Here is a 19,900-nt window from a genome sequence, read left to right as displayed (position 1 = left end):
AATCGTCGCGGCGAACAACGCTCGCTTGTCGCTGGGGCCGAAGCGCGCTTAGCCTTCGCCTTACTGAACGTCCCTCCACGCAGAGGGGCGTCGATTGGGAACAGGAAACCGCCGCGATCGCCCGTCGATCGCCGGCTCGAGCCGGGAGGACGCCTATGCGCCGCAACCATCACCTCAGAACCACCGTGTCCGCCGCCGTCGTCGGCGCCGTCGTGTTCGGCTTCGCCGGCGTCGCCGCCGCCCAGGAAGCGCCCACGACCATCGACGACATCATCGTCACCGCCCAGAAGCGCGAACAGAGCCTGCAGGACGTGCCGATCGTGGTCACGACCCTGTCGCAGGAACTGCTGCAGGGCGCGGGCGTCCAGGACATCAAGGATCTGCAGATCCTGACGCCGGGCATGACCGTCACCTCGACCCAGTCCGAAGCCTCCACCACCGTGCGCATCCGCGGCGCCGGCACCGTCGGCGACAACCCCGGCCTGGAAAGCTCGGTCGGCGTGGTGATCGACGGCGTCTATCGCTCGCGCAACTCGGTCGGCTTCGGCGACCTGGGCGAACTGAGCCGCATCGAGGTGCTGAAGGGCCCGCAAGGCACCCTGTTCGGCAAGAACACCTCGGCCGGCGTCATCAACATCATCACCGAACGTCCCTCGTTCGACCCCTCGATCTCGGCGGAACTGACCGGCGGCAACTACGGCGCCTGGGGCGGTTCGGTCTCGGTGACGGGCGGCCTGACCGACACCATCGCCGGACGCCTGTTCGTGGCGCACCGCGAGCGCGACGGCTTCTACGACGTGAACGACGGCGACGGACCCAACACCCGCAAGGACGACGGCACCCAGAACTTCTGGACCGGCCGCGGCCAGCTGCTGATCCTGCCCAGCGACCAGGTGTCGGTCCGCCTGATCGCCGATTACACCAAGCGCGACGAATACTGCTGCGCCGCCGTCCAGACCCGCGTCGGTCAGACCCAGCCCTTCATCGCCGCCCTGACCGCGCCGAACGGTCCCGGCCAGACGCCGCCGAACGCGACCTTCGGTCCGGTGCCCTTCTCGCGCCAGGCCTATTCCAACCGCGAGACGCCGCAGACGATGGAGGACATGGGCCTGTCGGCGGAAGCCACCATCGACTTCCCCAGCATCAACGCCACACTGACGTCCCAGACCTCGTGGCGCGACTGGTCGTTCCAGCAGGGCATGGACCTGGACTACACCGGCGCCGACATCCTGTACCGCGCCAACGACGGCTCGAACGGCTATGGCGTCGACAACCTGACCCAGGAATTCCGCCTGGCGGGCACGACGGACAGGTTCGACTGGCTGGTTGGCCTGTTCGCCACGCGCGAGGGCGTCTATCGCGACGACAGCTATGTCTATGGCTCGGACTACAACGGCTTCGTCTCCTTCCTGCTGACGGCGACGGTGCCGGCGACCTTCGGCGGCCCCAGCCCGTCGCGCACGGGCTGCTTCACCAATCCGCAAGGGTTCGCGGTCGGCACCAGCGGCCCGCTGTTGGGCCAGCCGCTCTGCGTCCTGGGCCTGGCTCCGCCCAGCGCGACCGCGCCGGTGTTCACGGCCGGCAAGGCCTATGAGGACCACTATTCGCAGAAGTCGGAATCGGTGGCCGTCTTCACCAACAACACCTGGCGCGTGACCGACGCCTTCGACATCAACCTGGGCCTGCGCTACACCTACGACAGCAAGCGCCTGCTGGGGCTTCAGGACAATCTGGGCGCCAACGGTTCCGTCTGCGGCGGCGCCTTGGCCAACCAGAATCCGGCCAACCGCCTGCCCGGCACGGTGGCGACCCCGGCCGCAGCGCTGGGCCTGCTGTGCCTGCCCTGGTCGAACCCGCTCTACGACAATCGCGCCATCTCCGAGAAGTTCAGCGACACGGATCTGAGCGGCACGATCAAGGCGTCCTACCGCTTCAACCCCTCGATCATGGTCTATGGTTCGTATGCGCGCGGCTACAAGGGCGCGGGCTACAATATGGACCGGGTGCAGACGGGCGTGACGCCGGACGCCTCGCTGTTCTTCAAGGCCGAGACCGTCGACAGCTACGAGGCGGGGGTCAAGACGACCCTGTTCAACCGCACCATGTTGCTGAACGTCACCTACTTCGACCAGAAGTTCGAGAACTTCCAGCTGAACACCTTCCTGGGCACCGCCTTCGTGGTGGAATCGATCCCGGAGCTGCGGTCCAAGGGCGTCGACGCCGACATGGTGTGGTTCACCCCGGTCGAAGGTCTGTCGTTCCAGGGCGGCGTCACCTACACCGACGCCAAATACGGGAACTTCACCGCCGCCGACATGTCCAGCCCGGGTCGTTTCCCCCAGCTGTCGCTGCTGCCGGGCGCGCGGGCATCCTTCGCCCCGGAATGGTCGCTGACCGGCGCCCTGGCGTTCGATCGTGAACTGGGCGGCGGCCTGCGGGGCGGGTTCAACCTGTCGGCCAAATATTCGACCGAATACAACACCGGCTCGGATTTGCTGCCCTACAAGAACCAGGAGGCATTCACCGTGGTCAACGGCCGCGTTTCGATCGGTTCGGCCGACGAGCGCTGGACGGTGGATGTCTGGGCCCAGAACCTGCTGGACGAGGAGTACACCCAGGTGGGCTTCGCCGCCCCGCTGCAGGGCACGGCCTTCACCAACACCGCGACGCCCCAGCCGAACGGCACCTACTACAACCAGGCCACCGACACGGCGACCTACAACGCCTACCTGGGCGCCCCGCGCACCTGGGGCGTGACCCTGAAGGTCAAATACTGATCGCCCGGCCCCAGGGCTGAACGACGAAGGGCCGACCGGGAAACCGGCCGGCCCTTTTCTTTGAAAACGTGTCAGGCGAGGAAACGCCCGTTCTCGCAAGCGGCTCGAAATTCGGCTTTCGACCCGTCGCAGCCGTTGCCTACGCAACTGGATTAGGAACAGGTTTAATGCAGGTCCGAATTATGCCGCAATCGGTGTGGTAGCCGGTCTGGCTCCTCAGCTTGGAGCAGGATAGATGAAAGCTTACGTTTTTTTGTTTTTGGCCATCCTTTGCGAAGTGGCCGCCAGTTCGACAGCTACGCGCACAGACGGATTTACAAGGCTCTTTCCTAGCCTAGTTTCAGGCGGTCTCTATCTCGCTGCATTGGTTTTCTTCGCCCAGACTCTCAAGACCATCCCGCTCGGGGTCGGCTACGCAATATGGTCCGGCGCGGGAATAACGTTGGTAGCCCTGTCGTCAGTTTTCATCCTGAAGCAAAAGCTCGATCTTCCGGCGATCATTGGTCTCTCGATGATCGTAGGTGGTGGGGTCCTGATCCAAGGGTTTTCAAAGTCCATCTCCCACTGACGAAAGTCCGCTTCCCACCCATTGCGGACCCTCTACAGGTCCGCAATGAGGATCGACCTCATTCCACCAACGGCGCCTGCTTCGGCTTGGCCAGCTCGCGTTGCCCCGCCGTCTTGCGGTGCAGGATGCGGCGGCCCCAGCCGGCGACGTCGTCGACGATGGTGAAGATGGCCGGGATGTAGAGCAGGGACAGGAAGGTCGAGGAGATCAGCCCGCCCAACACGGCGATGGCCATGGGCGAGCGGAACTGGACGTCGGCGCCCACCCCCATGGCGATGGGCACCATGCCGGCCCCCATGGCGAAGGTGGTCATCAGGATCGGGCGCGCGCGCTTGTGCGCCGCGTCCAGAATGGCCTCGCGCCGCGGCATGCCGCCCCGCTCGGCCATGATGACGTAATCCACCAGCAGGATGGAGTTCTTCGCCGCGATCCCCATCAGCATCAGCACCCCGATCAGGGCCGACATGGAGAAGTTGGCGCCGCCGATGGCCAGGGCGATGAAGGCGCCCCCGATGGCCAGGGGCAGAGCCGCCATGATGGTGATCGGATAGGCGAAGCTTTTGAACAGCAGCGTCAGCACCGCATACATCAACAGTATGCCCGAGGCGAAGGCGACGCCGAAGCCCATCAGCATCTCCTGGATGAACTCGGCGTCGCCGGCCGGGACCTGGCGCACCCCTGCGGGCAGGGTCTTGACCGCCGGCAGCTTCTGCACCGCCGTTCCGGCCGCGCCGGTGGTGATGCCGTCCAGCTCCGCGCTGATTGAGGCGACGCGCGACCGGTCCTGGCGGCTGACGGTCGCGGGGCCGGCGCCGAACTGGATGTCGGCGACCGCGCTCAGCGGCACGTTCCCGCCGTGGTTCGTCGGCACCCGCAGGTTCTGCAGGACAGTCAGATCCTCGCGCGCGGCCTCGGTCAGTTGCAGGCGGATCGGGATCTGGCGGTCGCCCAGATTGTATTTGGGCAGGTTCTGGTCCACGTCGCCGATGGTGGCGACCCGCACGGCCTGGGAGATGGCGCCGGCGGACACGCCCGCCAGGGCCGCCTCGTCCGGACGCGGCGTGACCAGGATTTCAGGCCGCGCGATGGCGGCGGAGTTGACGATGTTGGCCAGGCCAGGAACGCCGCGCATCTCTTCCTCGACCTTGCGGGCCGCGGCGGTCAGGGTGTCGGGATTGTCGCCCAGGATCGAGAAGGTGTAGCTGGTGCCGTCGCCGGGACCGCCGCCCTGCTGGGCGATGCCGGCGCGGATGCGGGCGCCGGGAATCTTCTTCAACTCGTCCACCATGACGCGGGCGAAGGCCTGCTGGCTCAGCGCCCGGTCGCCCTTGGGCGTCAGGTCGGCATAGACATTGGCCTGGTTCACGTCCTGGCCGCCGACGGCGGCGTAGACCGAGATCACCTCGGGCCGGGCCTCCAGCTTGCGCGTCACCTGCTGCACGACGGCGTCGGTCTCGCGCAGGGTCGCGCCGGGCGGCAACTCCACCTGGAAGGCGGCGCGGGCCGTGTCGCCGGGCGACATGAACTCGAAGGACATCTTGGCGACCACGGCCGTCGCGACCGAGGCGATCAGGAACAGGATGCCGATGACGAAGACCTTCCACCGGTTGCCCAGCGACCAGCGCAGCGCCTTCAGATAGCCGCCCATCCAGAACGGATCCTTGTCCTCGTGATGGGTGTGTTTGAGGATGTAGGCGGCCATCAGCGGCGTCAGGGTCCGCGCCACCAGCAGCGAGAAGGCCACCGAGACACAGGCCGCCAGGGCGAAGGCCTTGAAGAACTGGCCGATGATGCCCGGCATGAAGCCGACCGGCGCGAAGACCGCGATGATGGTGGCCGTGGTCGCCACCACCGCCAGACCGATTTCGTCGGCGGCTTCCAAGGAGGCGTCGTAGGGCGGCTTTCCGTCCCGCATGTGCCGGACGATGTTCTCGATCTCCACGATGGCGTCGTCGACCAGGATGCCGATGGTCAGGGACAGGGCCAGAAGGGTCACGACGTTCAGCGACTGATCCAGCGGCCCCAGGATGGCGAAGGTCGGGATCAGCGACATCGGCATGGCCGTCGCCGCGATGAAGGTGGCGCGCCAGTCGCGCAGGAAGATGAAGACGATGATCACCGCCAGAACGGCGCCCAGCAGCAGGGCCTCCAGCGAGGCGATGTAGCTTTCCTCGATTTCCTCGACGCTGGCGGTGACTTGCTGGATCGTCAGTTCGGGATGGGCTTCGTCGATCCGCTTGACCTCGGCCCGGACCTTGTCGGCGACCTTGACCTCGCTGGCCTCGCGCGACCGCAGGAAGTTGAAGGTCACGGCCTCCTGGCCGTTGTAGCGGGCCAGGCGGCGCGGCTCGCTCCACTTGTCCTCGACGGTTCCCAGGCTATCCAGGCGCACGGTCTTGCCGTCGCCCAGCGGCACCAGGGTCTCGCGCAACTGCTGCACGGAGGCGGCCGAGCCCAGGGTGCGGATGGCGCGTTCCGATCCGGCGATGGTGACGCGGCCGCCGGGCAGGTTGTTGTTCACATTGGTCAGGGCCTGGCTGACCTGGGCGGCGGTGACGCCGTAGGCGGCTAGGCGCTGCGGGTCCAGTTCGACGCGAATTTCGCGATCGACGCCGCCGGAACGGTTGACCTGGCCGACCCCGCCCAGGGCCAGAAGCGACCGGCTCATCTCGTTGTCGATGAACCAGCTGATCTGTTCCGGCGACATGGTGGGCGATCGCACGACATAGGTGATCAGCGCGTCGCCGGTGATGTCGATGCGCTGGACCGTCGGCTCCTGCATGTCCTGGGGCAGGGTGGCGCGCACGCCGCTCATGGCGTTGCGCACGTCGTTGGTGGCGCGTTCGGTATCGGTGCCCAGTTCAAACTCGATGGTGGTGGTGGAGACCCCGTCCGAGACGTTGGAATAGATGTGGCGCACGCCCGACAGGCCGGCGATCGAATCCTCGATCGGGCGCGTGACCTGAACCTCCATCTCGGCCGGCGCGGCGCCGGGCCGGGCGGCGGTGACGGCGACCAGCGGGAAGTCGATGTCGGGGTTGCTGTTGATCCGCATCCCCATGAAGCCGGTCACGCCGCTGAGCGTCAGCAGGAGGAACAGCAGGATGATGGGAATGGGATTCTTGATCGCCCAGGACGAGATCTGGTTCATGATCGGGTCCTATTTGGCGGCGGGCTGGACGGCCGGGCGCGCGGGGGCTTGCGGCGCGGCTTGCGAGACGGTGACGCGGTCGCCTTCGTTCAGGAAGCCGGCGCCGTCGACGATGACGCGGGCGCCGACGGCGACGCCGTCCACGGCCGTCTGGGCGTCGGTGCGCGAGAGCACCGTCACCGGCTGGAAATGCACCGAACTGTCGGCGTTCAGCAGAAAGACGCCAGACTTGTTGTTGCGATAGAGCACCGCCCCGGTCGGCACCGTCGTGGCGGGCTGATCGCCGACGGCGATGTCGGCGCGGGCGAACATGCCCGGACGCAGTTGCGACCCGGCCGCCAGGGAGACGCGGGCCAGACCCAGGCGGGTGGCGGCGTCCACTTCGGGCGTGACGATGCGGACCGTGCCGGTGGTCCGGCCGGCCTCGCTTGAGGTGACGATCGCCGACTGGCCCGCGCGCACCAGCCCCAGCTGGGTTTCAGGCACCTGGGCGTCCAGTTCCAGACGGCCGTCGCGCACCATGCGGAACAGTTCGGACCCGGCGGCGATGATCTGGCCCTTGGTCACGCTGCGGCGGACGATCAGGCCGCTGACGGGCGCGCGGATGGTGGCCTGGGACAGGCGGGTGCGGGTTTCCGACAGGGCGGCGCGGGCCGAGGCCAGGTTGGCGGTCGAGGCGCGCTGGTTGGCCAGGGCCGTGTCCAGCGACGCCTGGCTGAGGAAGCCGCGCTGCTTCAACTCCTGCGCCCGGGCCAGGGCGGCGTCGTCGCGCGCGGCGTTGGCCTCGGCGGTCTGCACCGCCGCCTGCTGCTGCTGCAGCTGGGCGCGCAGCAGGACGTCGTTCATCTGCACCAGCGGCTGGCCCTGGCGGACATAGGAGCCTTCATCGACATAGAGGGCGACGGCGGTCAGGCCGCCGGTCTCGGCGCCCACCGGCACCTCTTCCCAGGCCGAGACAGTGCCCGAGGCGGTGACGGTCCGGTTCAGGTCGGTCTGGGTCACGGTGACGGCGGTGACGGTCTGGCGCGAGCCGCCGGCCGCCTTTTCCTCGCGCTTCTTGTCGTCGCCGTGGCCTCCGCAGCCGGCCAACAGCAGCGTGGACAGGGCGACGGCGCTCAGGCTCAGGGCGGTTCGGGTCGTCTTGGACACGGGGGCGTTCCTCGTTGCAGGCGAGACGGACCGCCGGCGCGAGCCGGACGGCGAGGGCGGTTTCATACAATGTCCGCACCTCGCCTCAAACGGCGAAAACGATTGTTGCAAAGGCTTAATCTTACGCGGCGCGAACCGTGGACTCCGGCCCCCACTCTGGCCCCGGCAACGCGCGCGTGATAGGGGCGCGCGGATGACGACTCCTCCCACTTCCAACATCCGCAACTTCAGCGTGGTGGCCCACATCGACCACGGCAAGTCGACCCTGTCCGACCGGCTGATCCAGTTCACCGGCGGCCTGTCGGCGCGCGAGATGTCGGAGCAGGTCTTGGACAATATGGAGATCGAGCAGGAGCGCGGGATCACCATCAAGGCCCAGACGGTGCGCTTGAACTACAAGGCCAAGGACGGGCAGGACTATGTCCTGAACCTGATGGACACGCCCGGCCACGTCGACTTCGCCTACGAGGTCAGCCGGTCGCTGGCCGCGTGCGAGGGCTCGCTGCTGGTCGTGGACGCCTCGCAAGGCGTGGAGGCCCAGACCCTGGCCAATGTCTATCAGGCCATCGACAACAACCACGAGATCGTCCCGGTCCTGAACAAGATCGACCTGCCGGCCGCCGAGCCCGAGCGGGTCAAGGCCCAGATCGAGGAGGTCATCGGCCTGGACGCCTCCGACGCCGTCGAATGTTCGGCCAAGTCGGGCCTGGGCATCGAGGACGTGCTGGAGGCCATCGTCACCCGCCTGCCGGCCCCAAAAGGCGACATCGACGCCCCGCTGAAGGCCATGCTGGTCGACGCCTGGTACGACCCCTATCTGGGCGTGGTCCTGCTGGTGCGGGTCTTCGACGGCGTGCTGAAGACCGGCCAGCGCATCAAGATGATGCAGTCCGGCTCGACCCACCTGGTCGACCGCGTCGGCGTCTTCCTGCCCAAGAACACCCCGGTCGAGAGCCTGGGCCCGGGCGAGATCGGCTTCATCACCGCCCAGATCAAGGAGGTCGCCCACGCCGCCGTCGGCGACACCATCACCGACGAGAAGAAGTCGACCGCTGAACCGCTGAAGGGCTTCAAGGAGGTCCAGTCGGTGGTCTTCTGCGGCCTGTTCCCGGTGGACGCCGCCGACTTCGAGGACCTGCGCGCCGCCATCGGCAAGCTGCGTCTGAATGACGCCAGCTTCACCTATGAGATGGAATCCAGCGCGGCCCTGGGCTTCGGCTTCCGCTGCGGCTTTCTGGGTCTGCTGCACCTGGAGATCATTCAGGAACGTCTCAGCCGCGAGTTCAACCTCGATCTGATCGCGACGGCGCCGTCGGTGGTTTACAAGATCCACTTGCGCGACGGGACCGAGATGGACCTGCACAATCCGGCCGACCTGCCCGACGTGATGCAGATCGAGACCATCGCCGAGCCCTGGATCAAGGCCACCATCCTGACGCCGGACGAATATCTGGGCGGGGTCATCAAGCTGTGTCAGGACCGTCGCGGCCAGCAGATCGAACTGTCCTACGTCGGCAACCGGGCGATGGTGGTCTATGAACTGCCGCTGAACGAGGTGGTGTTCGACTTCTACGACCGGCTGAAGTCGATCTCCAAGGGCTACGCCTCGTTCGACTACGAGATCACCGACTACAAGGTCGGCGACCTGGTGAAGATGTCCATCCTGGTCAACGGCGAGCCTGTCGACGCCCTGTCCATGCTGGTCCACCGCGCCCGCGCCGAGACACGCGGCCGGGGCATGGTCGAGAAGATGAAGGAGCTGATCCCGCCCCACCTGTTCCAGATCCCGATCCAGGCGGCCATCGGCGGCAAGATCATCGCCCGCGAAACCGTCCGCGCCCTGAGGAAGGACGTGACCTCCAAATGCTACGGCGGCGACGCCACCCGCAAGAAGAAGCTCCTGGAAAAGCAGAAGGCCGGCAAGAAGCGCATGCGCCAGTTCGGCAAGGTCGAAATCCCGCAGGAAGCCTTCATCGCCGCCCTGAAGATGGACGAGGATTGATCACAAGCGCGACCCTCTCCCTCCCCGGAACGGGGAGGGAGAGGTGTTGCGCCAAGCCCCTCAAATCTCCACCCCCGCCGGCAGGCCCAGCTCCTCCCGCAACTCTTGCGGATGCAGCCGCGCCATCTCTTCGTCCAGCGTCTCCAGCGGCCGCAACGTCCCGTCCTCGCGCCAAAAGACCTCGGCCCAGGGGGGGCCCGCCTCGATCGCCCGGGCCCGGTCCCGCCCCGTCGCCTGCGGCCCCAGATGCTCGGCCCGCCAGTGGTACAGCCACGGAATATGCCAATGCGGCGCCTGGGTCAGCCGTTCTTCCGTCATCGCCTGCACCAGACATTCGGCCAGGTCCCGCGCGTCGCTCAGCCGCCGCGCGAACGCCGCCCGCTGGATTTCGGCGTATCGCGCCCAGCCCTCCACCGGCTCGGGCCTGGGGTCGTCGGGCCTCAGCCGTCGCCAGCCTTCCGCGGCCCGTCGCCGCCACAGATTGGCCAGCCCCACGTCATAGCGTCGCGCCAGGGCGGCGCCGGTCTCCCCGCGCTCCCAGCATCGGCGCACCTCGGCCCAGGTCTCTTCCGAACGGAACTTGGCGCGTGTCGAATAGGTCATGGTCCGACCCTGCCGCCCGCCTGCGCCATCTTTGGCCGCAATCCCGGCGCCTTCAGCGATTGCGCGCCCAGCCGGGGCCTTGCGCCCCTATCGCCCTCAGGGATTTCGGTGACTTAGGCGTCCAAATCCGTCTTTTGCGCGCCTGGGTCCGCGACCGGTCGATACTGGACGGATGGAAAAGCGCCCCCACACCCGCCATCCCGCCCCCGTCTGGGACGCCGCCCGCGCCACCTATCTGACCGGCCAGACCCTGTCCGACGTGGCCCTGGCCCACGGACTGAACCTTCACACCGTGCGCGCCCGCGCCACGCGCCAGGGCTGGTCCCGCGCCCGCGCCCAGGCCGCCGCCGCCGCCGATCTGCTGCCCGATCCCTTATCCGATGCGTCGCCCCAGCCGGGGCCGACCTCCGGCCCCGCCGCCCCCGCGCTGGACGCGCCCGACCCGGACGCGCACGACCTGGCCCAGGCGGCCACGCGGGCCTCGGCCCAGGCCATGCGGGCGGGCGACTGGAGCCGCGCCCACGCCCTGGCGGGCCTGGCCGAACGCTATCGCAAACTGGCCGGGTCGGACGACGCCCGCCACAAGGCCCTGACGCCCGACACCGCCCCGCTGCAGCTGGTGGCCGACATCCTGATGGACGAGGGGCTGGCGAACCGCCGCCTGGCCCTGAACAACCTCAAGGACCCGCCCTGTCCGACCAAGATCGCCTATCAGGACTGGGACAGCCGACGCAGCCGCGTCAGCCGCAATTTCCACTTCACCCTGGTCTACCGCCGCGCCGCCTGCGAACGCTATATCGACCTGCTGGAACGGGCCCTGACCGCCGCCGGCCTGCCCCTGCCCGACGAACCGGACCAGAACCGCCGCCTGCGCCTGGGCCTGGACGTGCGCGTGGGCGACACCATCATGTCGCACCAGGCGTATCAGGAGCGGTTGGGGGAGGAGTAGGGGGCCGCTCAGACCCGCCGATAGACGCCGCGCCCATCGAAGGCCAACCAGCCCCGGTCGCGCAGCACCTGAAGCTGTTGCCTGATCTTGGGCCGGACATTGTTGTTGCCGGGATAGAGCGCCGCCAGCGCCGCTTCGTGGGCATAGACCTCATCCAGGGTGAACTCGGGTCTCCCTATCGCCTCGACCGTCTTCATCACGGCCAGCAGCCAGCCGCGCGCGTTCAGCCCGGCGTCCCTTAGAAAGAGGGTGCTGCGCCACTGGTCCAGCACCGACGCCTTGGGCACGTGCAGCCCGTCGCGGATCAACGGAATGCGCCCCGCCGCCGGAACCTGGCCGATCAAGATATTGCAGCCCTGCCAGCCCGCCCGGCGGGCGTTCGGTCCCAGCGGCCTGCGCGGCTCTATGATCGCATTGGTGAAGAAGTGGCGCGGCACCACGATCAGGTCGGTGACGCGGGTGCGGCCCCTGTCATAGGCCATGACCAGCAGGCTGGGATTGTTGCGCGCCTCAAGGCGCGCGGTCATCGCGCCAAAGGCGCCGTTCACGACCTTCGGCCCAAGGCGTCCCCGTTTCGCCTTCAGCTCATACTCCTCGGCGCAGTTCGGGCAGCCGAAGTCCGCGACGGGCGAGTTGTTGGGGAAGGGGCGCAGCGCCTCGGCGCCGCAGCTGGGACAGAAGGCGTTGGCGGCGATCCAGCCTTCGGTCAGGACGCGGGCGTTCTGCGACGCGCTGACATAGACGGCGGCCTCTTCGGCGAAGCCGAGCGGCCTCCTGAGATCGTCTTCGGCCATGCCCTTGCCGCGAACTAATAATTTCCGGTGCCTAACCAAGCGCAAGGGAGGACGATTTGATCTAGAAAACTTGCTGCACTGGGGCTGTTATTACGGATAACTGAATGATCGCATGATCGAAGTATCGCGGGTCCATCCGTAGATTCAAAGTATTTCTTCTTCTGAGATGCAAAAAGCCCTTTCAGGATACCTTTTCCTGGTCGTCCTTCGTATTCATACGTGTAAGCCTGGATGCCCAAATAATTCACGATTGCTGCGGGGTCGGCAAGCATCCAGTTTTCAATCATCTTATCGGGCGCTCCAAACAAAAAATTACTAATGTCGAGGTCCATTGATACGCATTCTGCCCTAACACTTTTGATCAGTTCTTCAGAAGATTCAGGTCGAGCTTCGCGATCAAATAAGATGTAGAAAGCTCTTGCCCTGTTAGTCCAAGGCTTTGTGAGCGCTACAATACGCGCGGCAATGACTCTATGGGGCACTTTTTTTCCGTTTGTGCCAAGAGACCAAACCCTCATGCCAGGGCAAATAGACTGTATGAAACGTTGTTCACACTGACCTTCAACAATGAATATGCAGTCCTTAGTTTGCATTCAGTGCGCCTGAACTAAGATAGAAACCTAGGCCAAACCCGGTTTCATTTATCTGATCGAGAATATCATCTGGGCGATCTACGCGGCATGCTACTGTCTTGCCACTATCGGCATTAACGATGATTAGCTCTGACGGAAAGCACTCATTCAATACGGTCTCGCTATGAGTCGAAACAAAGACGAAATCATCATTTGTTGGCTCAAAAACGGTCCGAAGAATGCTCACAAACTCGCGTTGCATGCTCGGATGGAGAAAATTCTCGGGCTCCTCAAGGGCGGATATAGATGCGCGAGTCAGTAGGGCGGAAACTAGCGCCAGCCATTTTACAGTTCCGTCACTAGCTGAGTTTAGTGGTATACGAAGTGTTGTTGGTTGATTTGCGATTTCAATAAATGCGATGCGCTTTCCGACGTCGAACCGAGTCTCAACAGACAAGTCGATTATCGTTGGATTAACAAGGCGGGTGAACGCCTTAATGTCCTCAAAAACCTTGGCGAAATTCGCGGAGGGTCGAAAGCCAGCGGCGGCCAAATTTCGAGAGGTTGACCTTGCTGACTGCAAAGATTGAAGCGTAGCAGCGATCCCGCGACCGTCAGGATCTATGCCAGGTCCTCTAGCGAGGTCGTCTGACTGTTTCGCCTCGCTTGGGTTGACGTTTAACGTGTAGCCGCGAGTAAGGTCGAACGTGATGTGTGCAACGTCTTCAAAATAGCGCCTCGCTTGCGAAAGTATTGACTTGGCGGGGCCTTCGTTTCTTACCATGTCACGGGTAAGGACCTTAGACATGTCTGCCAGGGAGGGGGACTCACCCTCTGCATAATACAGGCGATCAGGTCTCTGAGTTCCCGATATCGTAATGAGCGGGTTGAGAAGACGCTCTTCTCGATCTCTATGAGCCTCTATACGTAGAATAGCCTCGTCGTCATCGGTAAAAAGATTTAGTGTTTGACCCCGCCTTCTGTCGGAATGCTTGTATTCCAAAAGTTCTGTCGCAATATAAAGTTCAGAATTATTATTATCTAGGGAGACGGTGGCGCTATATCGATAAACCAGTCGCGTATGAGTCCGCCGCGCTCCGGGCTTGATTTCGCCATTCACCGAGAACGTGAGCCACGAGCGATCGGTGTTTGTGGTTTCCCGACTGAAAACAGCGGTTGAACCGCCAGCGCGAGCCACGGCGACATGGGCGTCCTTTAGGATCAGGTCGGAAACGAACCCCAGAAACGAAATGATGTTCGTTTTTCCTGAGCCGTTTGGTCCCACGAGAATGTTTACACCCGGACGAATTGTTAACTCGGTCCCATGGAGAGAGCGGTAACCAGTGATCTCCATCCGGGTCAGCATCTTATAACCTTTGTTCGATTCGCCGTGTGATTGCTAGCTATCCTGACGGCAGATTGTTTACCGCCCCTTCCTGAACCGCTCCGCCTTCTCCGCCGCCGCCTGGGCGCGCCATTTCTTCGGCGCGGACTTGTCGACCGCTTCCCCCGCGCCGGTCAGGGCTTCGTTGGCGAACTCCAGGTCCATCAGCTTCATGCGCTTGATCTCGTCGCGCAGGCGGGCGGCTTCTTCGAACTCCAGGTTGGAGGCGGCCTCGCGCATCCGGCCTTCCAGGTCGCGCAGGGCGGCCTGGAAGTTGGAGCCGACGAAGGGCTTGGAGGCCTCGGCGACGCCGGGGCGGGTCAGGCGGTCCAGTTCGCGGGACTCATAGGGGCTCTCCAGGATTTCCTTGATGTCGCGCTTGACGCTTTCGGGCGTGATGCCGTGTTCGAGGTTGTAGGCCTGCTGGCGTTCGCGCCTGCGGTCCGTCTCGGCGATGGCGCGTTCCATCGAGCCGGTCATGCGATCGGCGTACAGGATGACGCGGCCGTCCACGTTGCGGGCGGCGCGGCCGATGGTCTGGATCAGGGAGGTCTCGGAGCGCAGGAAGCCCTCCTTGTCCGCGTCCAGAATGGCGACCAGGCCGCATTCGGGGATGTCCAGCCCCTCGCGCAGCAGGTTGATGCCGATCAGGCAGTCGAAGGTCCCCAGCCGCAGGTCGCGCAGGATCTCGATCCGCTCCAGCGTATCGACGTCGGAGTGCATGTAGCGGACGCGAACGCCCTGTTCGTGCATATATTCGGTCAGGTCCTCGGCCATCTTCTTGGTCAGGGTCGTGACCAGGCTGCGATAGCCGCGCGCCGTCGTGGCCTTGACCTCGTCAATGACGTCGTCGACCTGGTTGCGGGTCTTGCCGCTGACCGGGCGGATCTCGACCGGCGGGTCGATCAGGCCGGTGGGGCGGATCACCTGCTCCACGAAGACGCCGCCGGCGCGCTCCATCTCCCACGGGCCGGGGGTGGCGCTGACGTGAACCGTCTGGGGCCGCATGGCGTCCCATTCCTCGAACTTCAGCGGTCTGTTGTCGATGCAGGAGGGCAGGCGGAAGCCGTATTCCGCCAGCGTCGACTTGCGGCGGTAGTCGCCCCGGAACATGCCGTTGATCTGGCCGATGGTGACGTGGCTTTCGTCCACGAACAGCAGGGCGTTGTCGGGGATGTATTCGAAGAAGGTCGGCGGCGGCTCGCCCGGCGCGCGGCCGGTCAGCCAGCGGCTGTAGTTCTCGATCCCGGCGCAGCTGCCGGTGGCCTCCATCATCTCCAAGTCGAAGCGGGTGCGCTGCTCAAGCCGTTGCGCCTCCAGCAGCTTGCCGTTCTCGATCATCCAGTCCAGCGTCTCCTTCAGCTCGGCCTTGATGCCCTGGGTCGCCTGGTTCAGCGTCGGGCGCGGGGTGACATAGTGGCTGGCGGCGTAGACGGTGATCTCGGTCAGGTCGGCGGTCTTCTTGCCGGTCAGGGGATCGAACTCCTGGATCGCCTCCAGCTCGTCCCCGAACAGGCTGATGCGCCAGGCCCGGTCCTCCAGGTGGACGGGGAAGATTTCGATCACGTCGCCGCGCTTCCTGAACATCCCCCGGTCGAAGTTCAGGTCGTTGCGCTTGTACTGCAACGCGATCAGATCGGCCCTCAGCTTCGCCTCGTCGATCTGGTCCCCCACCTTCAGGGTGAAGGTCATCGCCGTATAAGTCTCCACCGACCCGATGCCGTAGATGCAGCTGACCGAGGCGACAACGATCACGTCGTCGCGTTCGAGGATCGCGCGGGTCGCCGAGTGGCGCATCCGGTCGATCTGCTCGTTTATGGACGAGTCTTTTTCGATGTAAGTGTCTGTTCTTGGAACATAAGCTTCCGGTTGATAATAGTCGTAGTAGCTGACGAAATATTCGACCGCATTGTCTGGGAAGAAGGCCTTGAACTCGGAGTAGAGCTGGGCGGCCAGGGTCTTGTTCGGAGCCAGGATCAGGGCCGGACGCTGGGTCTGTTCGATCACCTTGGCCATGGTGAAGGTCTTGCCCGAGCCTGTGACGCCCAGCAGCACCTGATCCCGGTCGCCCGCCTGGGCCTGGGCCACCAGTTCGGCGATGGCGGCGGGCTGGTCGCCTGCGGGGGTGTATTTTGTCTCCAGCCGGAACCGGCCGCCCTTCTTGGTTCCCTCGCGCGAGGGACGGTGCGGAACCCAGTCGGCGGGGGCGGCGACCGGCTCCTCCGGCGTCAGGCGCGGGCCGGCGACGGGGGCGAACATCGGCATCTTGCCCGTATCGCGGATGAAGGTCGCCGCCGCCTCCCGCACGCCGGGATCGGGCACGTGGACGGGCTTTGCGGGCTTTGCAGCGGTGGGCTTCGGCGTCGAAGAACGGTTCATGAACAGAACTTAGTGCGTGAGGGCGTGTCCCGCCATAGCGTCGCCGGGGCGCGAGGGGCGCCTGGGATCAGAAGGCCGCGAAGGACGCCGCCTCCACTGTGACCTGTTCGACCGGTCGCAGAGCAGGTCTCCATCCACAAGATCGACTGCGTCTTGACTCTCTCGCACAGTATGTCTCATACACTGTGTGTCACACACTATGTGGCGCACGGAGAATGGACGTGAGCCAGGACGAGGAACTGCTGTTCGAGAGTTTGCGGCTGGAGTTGCGGCGGGGATCGTTGATCCTGGCCGTGCTGGCCAGTCTGAGGCGCGAGCAATACGGCTATTCGCTGCGGGTCGCCCTGGGCGAGGTCGGGGTCGAGATGGAGGAGAGCACCCTCTATCCGCTGCTACGCCGGCTGGAGAGCCAGGGGCTGCTGGACAGCGAATGGCGCGAGGAAGAGCGGCGCAAGAAGCGGTTCTACCGCCTGTCGCCGCGCGGCGAGGCGATGCTGGCGCGGCTGGCGGCGGAATGGCGCGGCCTGTCGGCCTCGCTGGAGAAAATGCTGTGAACAACGGGATCGAAGGAGGGACCGGGATGGACCTGGTGGAACGCTATCTGAACGCCGTGGCGGCGCAGCTGCCCAAAGAGGCGCGCGACGACATCGTCGCCGAACTGCGCGACGAGATCATGGGGCGGATCGAGGCCCTGGAGGCGCGGCTGGGCCGGCCGGCGACCGAGGCCGAGGTCGAGGCCCTGCTGCGCGAAGTGGGCCATCCCCTGACGGTGGCTGCGCGCTATCGGCCCGGCCCGCAGGCCCTGATCGGACCCGAGCTTTACCCCTGGTGGTGGTTCGCGGTGAAGGTGGCGCTGATGGTCCTGGTCTGCGTGACGGTGCTGGGCGCCGTGGCGCGGGTGGCGGCCGGCGACATGATGGTGGGACAGGCTCTGGGCCAGGCCATCGGCGGCTTCATCAGCGGGGCGGCGACCCTGATCGGGGTGATCACCGTCGTCGGCTTCGTGTTCGAACGCCAGGCCAGGAAGCCGAAATTCATCAGCGAATGGCGGGTCAAGGACCTGGGCCTGTTCGAGATCGCCAATCTGGACGCCGAGACCTGGGGCGAACGACTGGCCAAGAGCGACTTCGGGCGCGATTTCGGGAGCGACTGCGGCGGCGACGGCCCCAAGGCCCGCACCGGCCGTCAGGTGCGGGATCGAGCCAAGATGTCCCCCGTCGCCGGGGCGGCGGCCAGCGCCATCGGCTGGACGGTGCTGCTGCTGTGGTGGACGGGGCTGACGCCGCTGACGACCGTGCGGCCGGACGAACTGGCGGGCGTGATCGACGGCGTCGACTATGGGACGCTGCTGGCCCAGGTGGTGCGCGCCGCCTATTGGCCGGTGATCGTCTTCGCCGCCGCGCGGATCGTCTTCGACGTGACGCGGGCGGTCCTGGGCGCGCCGGTGCGGTTCACGGCCCTGGGCGATCTGGCCTTCGGCGCGGCCTCGGCCTGGGCGTCCTGGTGGCTGTTCTTCTGGTCGCCGTTCAGTCCCCTGATCCGGGTGGCGACCCCGGCCGAGTTCTGGCAGCGCGTCGCCGACATGTTCAGCCACGGCGGCTTCCCCGTCGCCACCATCCTGATGGTGGGCGTGGTCTGGGCCTTCATCGCAGAGGTCTTCCGCATGATCCGCGCCCTGGCGCGCCTGGCGGTCGGCCGCGAATGCTGAGGGATTGAACCTGCGGCCCGCGCCGTCGTTAGGAGCGATGGCGGCGCGGGACCGCAGGGGGCCTACAAGACGTGACATTGCAGCAGGGTTTGGCGTTCGGCCTGGTGGGTCTGACGGTGGCGGCCTTCATCTGGGGCCGTTTTCGCTATGATCTGGTCGCCGCCGTCGCATTAGCGGTTGGACTGGCCATCGGGGTGATCCCGGCCAAGGACGCCTTTTCCGGCTTCGCCAACGATGTGACGGTGATCATCGCCTGCGCCCTGGTGGTGTCGGCCGCCTTCGCCCGCTCCGGCATCGTCGAGATGGCGCTGAAGGGAATCCTGCCGCATCTGAAGACCGAGCAGGCCCAGGTTCCCGTCCTGACGACGGCGACGACGGTGCTGTCCATGGTGACGAAGAACGTCGGGGCCCTGGCCATCATGATGCCGGTGGCGATGCAGGTCAGCCGCCGGACCGGGACCAAGTCGTCGCGCCTGCTGATGCCCATGGCCTTCGGCGCCATGGCCGGCGGCATGGTGACGCTGGTCGGGACGGCGCCGAACATCCTGGTCGCGGAGGTGCGCCAGGACATGACGGGTCAGCCCTTCGCCCTGTTCGACTATGCGCCCGTGGGTCTGGTGCTGACGGCGGCGGCCCTGCTGTTCCTGGCCTTCGGCTATCGGCTTTTGCCCAAAGATCGGACCGGAAGCCTGGGCCTGTCGGCGGCCCTGTCGTCCAACGCCTATCTGACCGAGGCCCAGGCGCCCGAGGACTGGACGCTGGCGCCGATGACGATTTCAGCCCTTGTCGCCCTGGCGCCGGACGAGGTGTCGGTGACGGCCCTGATCCGCGGCGGCAAGCGCAAGGCCCGCCCGCGCGGCAACACCCTGATCCAGCCCGGCGACACCCTGTTGATCCGCGGAGACCATGCGGCGTTGGAGCGGTTCATCGACGCGGCGAAGCTGAAGCTGGTGCGCGGGGATCGGCCGGTGCTGCTGGATCAGGCCAAGGACGAGGTCAATCTGGTCGAGGTGGTGATCGGCGCCGCCTCTTCGCTGAATGGTCAGACGGTGCGGTCCCTGGATCTGTACGGCCAGTACGGGCTGAACCTTCTGGGCGTGTCGCGCAGCGGTTACGAACTGACCCAGCATCTAAGGACCGCCAGGCTGCAGGCCGGGGACGTGCTGCTGCTGCAGGGGGCGGAATCGGCCATGCCGACGCTGCTGGCGCAACTGGGCCTGCTGCCGCTTGCGGAACGCGAGGTGCGGCTGGGCGGGACGCGCCGCAAGTTTCTGCCGGCCCTGGTTCTGGCGACAGCCATGATTCTGGTGGGGCTGGGCCTGGTTCCTGTCGCCATCGCCTTCTTCGGCGCGGCGGTGGCCATTGTGGCTCTGGGGGGCTTGCGGATGCGCGAGGCCTACGCCGCCCTGGACGGGCCGTTGCTGGTCCTGATCGCGGCCCTGATCCCCGTGTCGGACGCCATCCAGCAGACGGGCGGCGCCGATCTGATCGCCGGGCTGTTGAAGTCGGTGGTGCAGGGGATTCCGCCCGTGGCGGCCGTGGCGGGCATGATGTTCGCCGCCATGGCGGTGACGCCCTTCCTGAACAACGCCGCGACGGTTCTGGTGGTGGCGCCGATCGCCGCGACCCTGGCGCAGCAGCTGGGCTATAGGCCCGATCCCTTCCTGATGGCGGTGGCGGTCGGGGCGGCGTGCGATTTCCTGACCCCCATAGGCCACCAGTGCAACACCCTGGTCATGGGGCCGGGCGGCTACAAGTTTTCGGACTATCCGCGTCTGGGTCTGCCGCTGAGCCTTCTGGTCCTCGTCATCGGTCCGCCGACCATCCTGCTGTTCTGGCCGATGTGACATCGCCTCTCTGAGCC

General features: G+C 65.7%; 14 protein-coding genes. 7 read left to right on the top strand and 7 right to left on the bottom strand.

The window, feature by feature from the left end:
• The first annotated feature begins 155 nt into the window (after positions 1 to 155).
• Together ACWPV3_RS00770 and ACWPV3_RS00765 are read left to right on the top strand one after the other, a co-directional pair.
• Positions 156 to 2,777 (top strand): TonB-dependent receptor, encoded by a 2,622-nt coding sequence (locus ACWPV3_RS00770; RefSeq protein WP_453976474.1) that lies wholly within the window; start codon positions 156 to 158, stop codon positions 2,775 to 2,777.
• A 235-nt stretch (positions 2,778 to 3,012) separates the two neighbouring features.
• Positions 3,013 to 3,345: a DMT family transporter gene (locus tag ACWPV3_RS00765; protein ID WP_453976473.1), complete on the top strand. Its 333-nt coding sequence runs from the start codon at positions 3,013 to 3,015 to the stop codon at positions 3,343 to 3,345.
• A gap of 58 nt (positions 3,346 to 3,403) precedes the next feature.
• Here the strand turns inward: ACWPV3_RS00765 and ACWPV3_RS00760 are convergent, their stop codons facing one another.
• Both ACWPV3_RS00760 and ACWPV3_RS00755 read right to left on the bottom strand, forming a co-directional pair.
• Entirely contained in the window at positions 3,404 to 6,496 is a 3,093-nt protein-coding gene (locus ACWPV3_RS00760; protein ID WP_453976472.1) for an efflux RND transporter permease subunit, read from the bottom strand.
• Positions 6,497 to 6,505: 9 nt separating this feature from the next.
• On the bottom strand, positions 6,506 to 7,645 hold the full coding sequence (locus ACWPV3_RS00755) for an efflux RND transporter periplasmic adaptor subunit (protein ID WP_313454759.1): 1,140 nt from the start codon (positions 7,643 to 7,645) through the stop codon (positions 6,506 to 6,508).
• Between the two features lie 193 nt (positions 7,646 to 7,838).
• On the opposite strand from ACWPV3_RS00755, the gene lepA reads away from it, so the two are divergent.
• Positions 7,839 to 9,647, top strand: coding sequence for a translation elongation factor 4 (gene lepA / locus ACWPV3_RS00750; protein ID WP_453976471.1), 1,809 nt, complete (start codon positions 7,839 to 7,841; stop codon positions 9,645 to 9,647).
• Positions 9,648 to 9,707: 60 nt separating this feature from the next.
• Here lepA and ACWPV3_RS00745 read toward each other — a convergent pair whose 3' ends face one another.
• Complete coding sequence (locus tag ACWPV3_RS00745; protein ID WP_453976470.1) at positions 9,708 to 10,250, bottom strand: hypothetical protein; 543 nt, start codon at positions 10,248 to 10,250, stop codon at positions 9,708 to 9,710.
• A gap of 172 nt (positions 10,251 to 10,422) precedes the next feature.
• Here ACWPV3_RS00745 and ACWPV3_RS00740 point away from each other — a divergent pair, with 172 nt between their 5' ends.
• Positions 10,423 to 11,199 (top strand): hypothetical protein, encoded by a 777-nt coding sequence (locus tag ACWPV3_RS00740; protein ID WP_453976469.1) that lies wholly within the window; start codon positions 10,423 to 10,425, stop codon positions 11,197 to 11,199.
• An 8-nt stretch (positions 11,200 to 11,207) separates the two neighbouring features.
• Here the strand turns inward: ACWPV3_RS00740 and ACWPV3_RS00735 are convergent, their stop codons facing one another.
• From ACWPV3_RS00735 to uvrB, 4 genes are read right to left on the bottom strand one after another with little or no spacing between them, the layout of a single operon-like run.
• Positions 11,208 to 11,993 carry a DpnI domain-containing protein gene (locus ACWPV3_RS00735; RefSeq protein WP_453976468.1) on the bottom strand — a complete coding sequence of 262 codons (786 nt, stop codon included), beginning with the start codon at positions 11,991 to 11,993 and terminating at the stop codon, positions 11,208 to 11,210.
• A gap of 14 nt (positions 11,994 to 12,007) precedes the next feature.
• A complete protein-coding gene (locus tag ACWPV3_RS00730) occupies positions 12,008 to 12,586 on the bottom strand; it encodes a hypothetical protein (protein ID WP_453976467.1) in 579 nt (192 codons plus the stop codon).
• Complete coding sequence (locus tag ACWPV3_RS00725) at positions 12,576 to 13,931, bottom strand: AAA family ATPase (RefSeq protein WP_453976466.1); 1,356 nt, start codon at positions 13,929 to 13,931, stop codon at positions 12,576 to 12,578. The genes ACWPV3_RS00730 and ACWPV3_RS00725 overlap by 11 nt, the downstream gene beginning before the upstream one ends.
• Positions 13,932 to 13,988: 57 nt before the next feature.
• On the bottom strand, positions 13,989 to 16,214 hold the full coding sequence (gene uvrB, locus ACWPV3_RS00720; protein ID WP_453978481.1) for an excinuclease ABC subunit UvrB: 2,226 nt from the start codon (positions 16,212 to 16,214) through the stop codon (positions 13,989 to 13,991).
• Positions 16,215 to 16,543: 329 nt separating this feature from the next.
• Between uvrB and ACWPV3_RS00715 the strand changes: the two genes are divergently transcribed.
• The 3 genes from ACWPV3_RS00715 to ACWPV3_RS00705 all read left to right on the top strand — a co-directional run bounded on the left by ACWPV3_RS00715 (position 16,544) and on the right by ACWPV3_RS00705 (position 19,883).
• Positions 16,544 to 16,882, top strand: a complete 339-nt coding sequence (locus ACWPV3_RS00715; RefSeq protein WP_409411753.1) for a PadR family transcriptional regulator — start codon at positions 16,544 to 16,546, stop codon at positions 16,880 to 16,882.
• 26 nt (positions 16,883 to 16,908) lie between these two features.
• A complete protein-coding gene (locus ACWPV3_RS00710) occupies positions 16,909 to 18,036 on the top strand; it encodes an HAAS signaling domain-containing protein (RefSeq protein ID WP_453976465.1) in 1,128 nt (375 codons plus the stop codon).
• A 71-nt stretch (positions 18,037 to 18,107) separates the two neighbouring features.
• Positions 18,108 to 19,883 (top strand): SLC13 family permease, encoded by a 1,776-nt coding sequence (locus ACWPV3_RS00705; protein WP_453976464.1) that lies wholly within the window; start codon positions 18,108 to 18,110, stop codon positions 19,881 to 19,883.
• Positions 19,884 to 19,900: the final 17 nt, after the last annotated feature.

The organism is Brevundimonas sp. Marseille-Q4549, assembly GCF_976940555.1.
The sequence above is the reverse complement of the archived record's forward strand: the minus strand, read 5'-3'. Positions and strand labels throughout refer to the sequence as shown.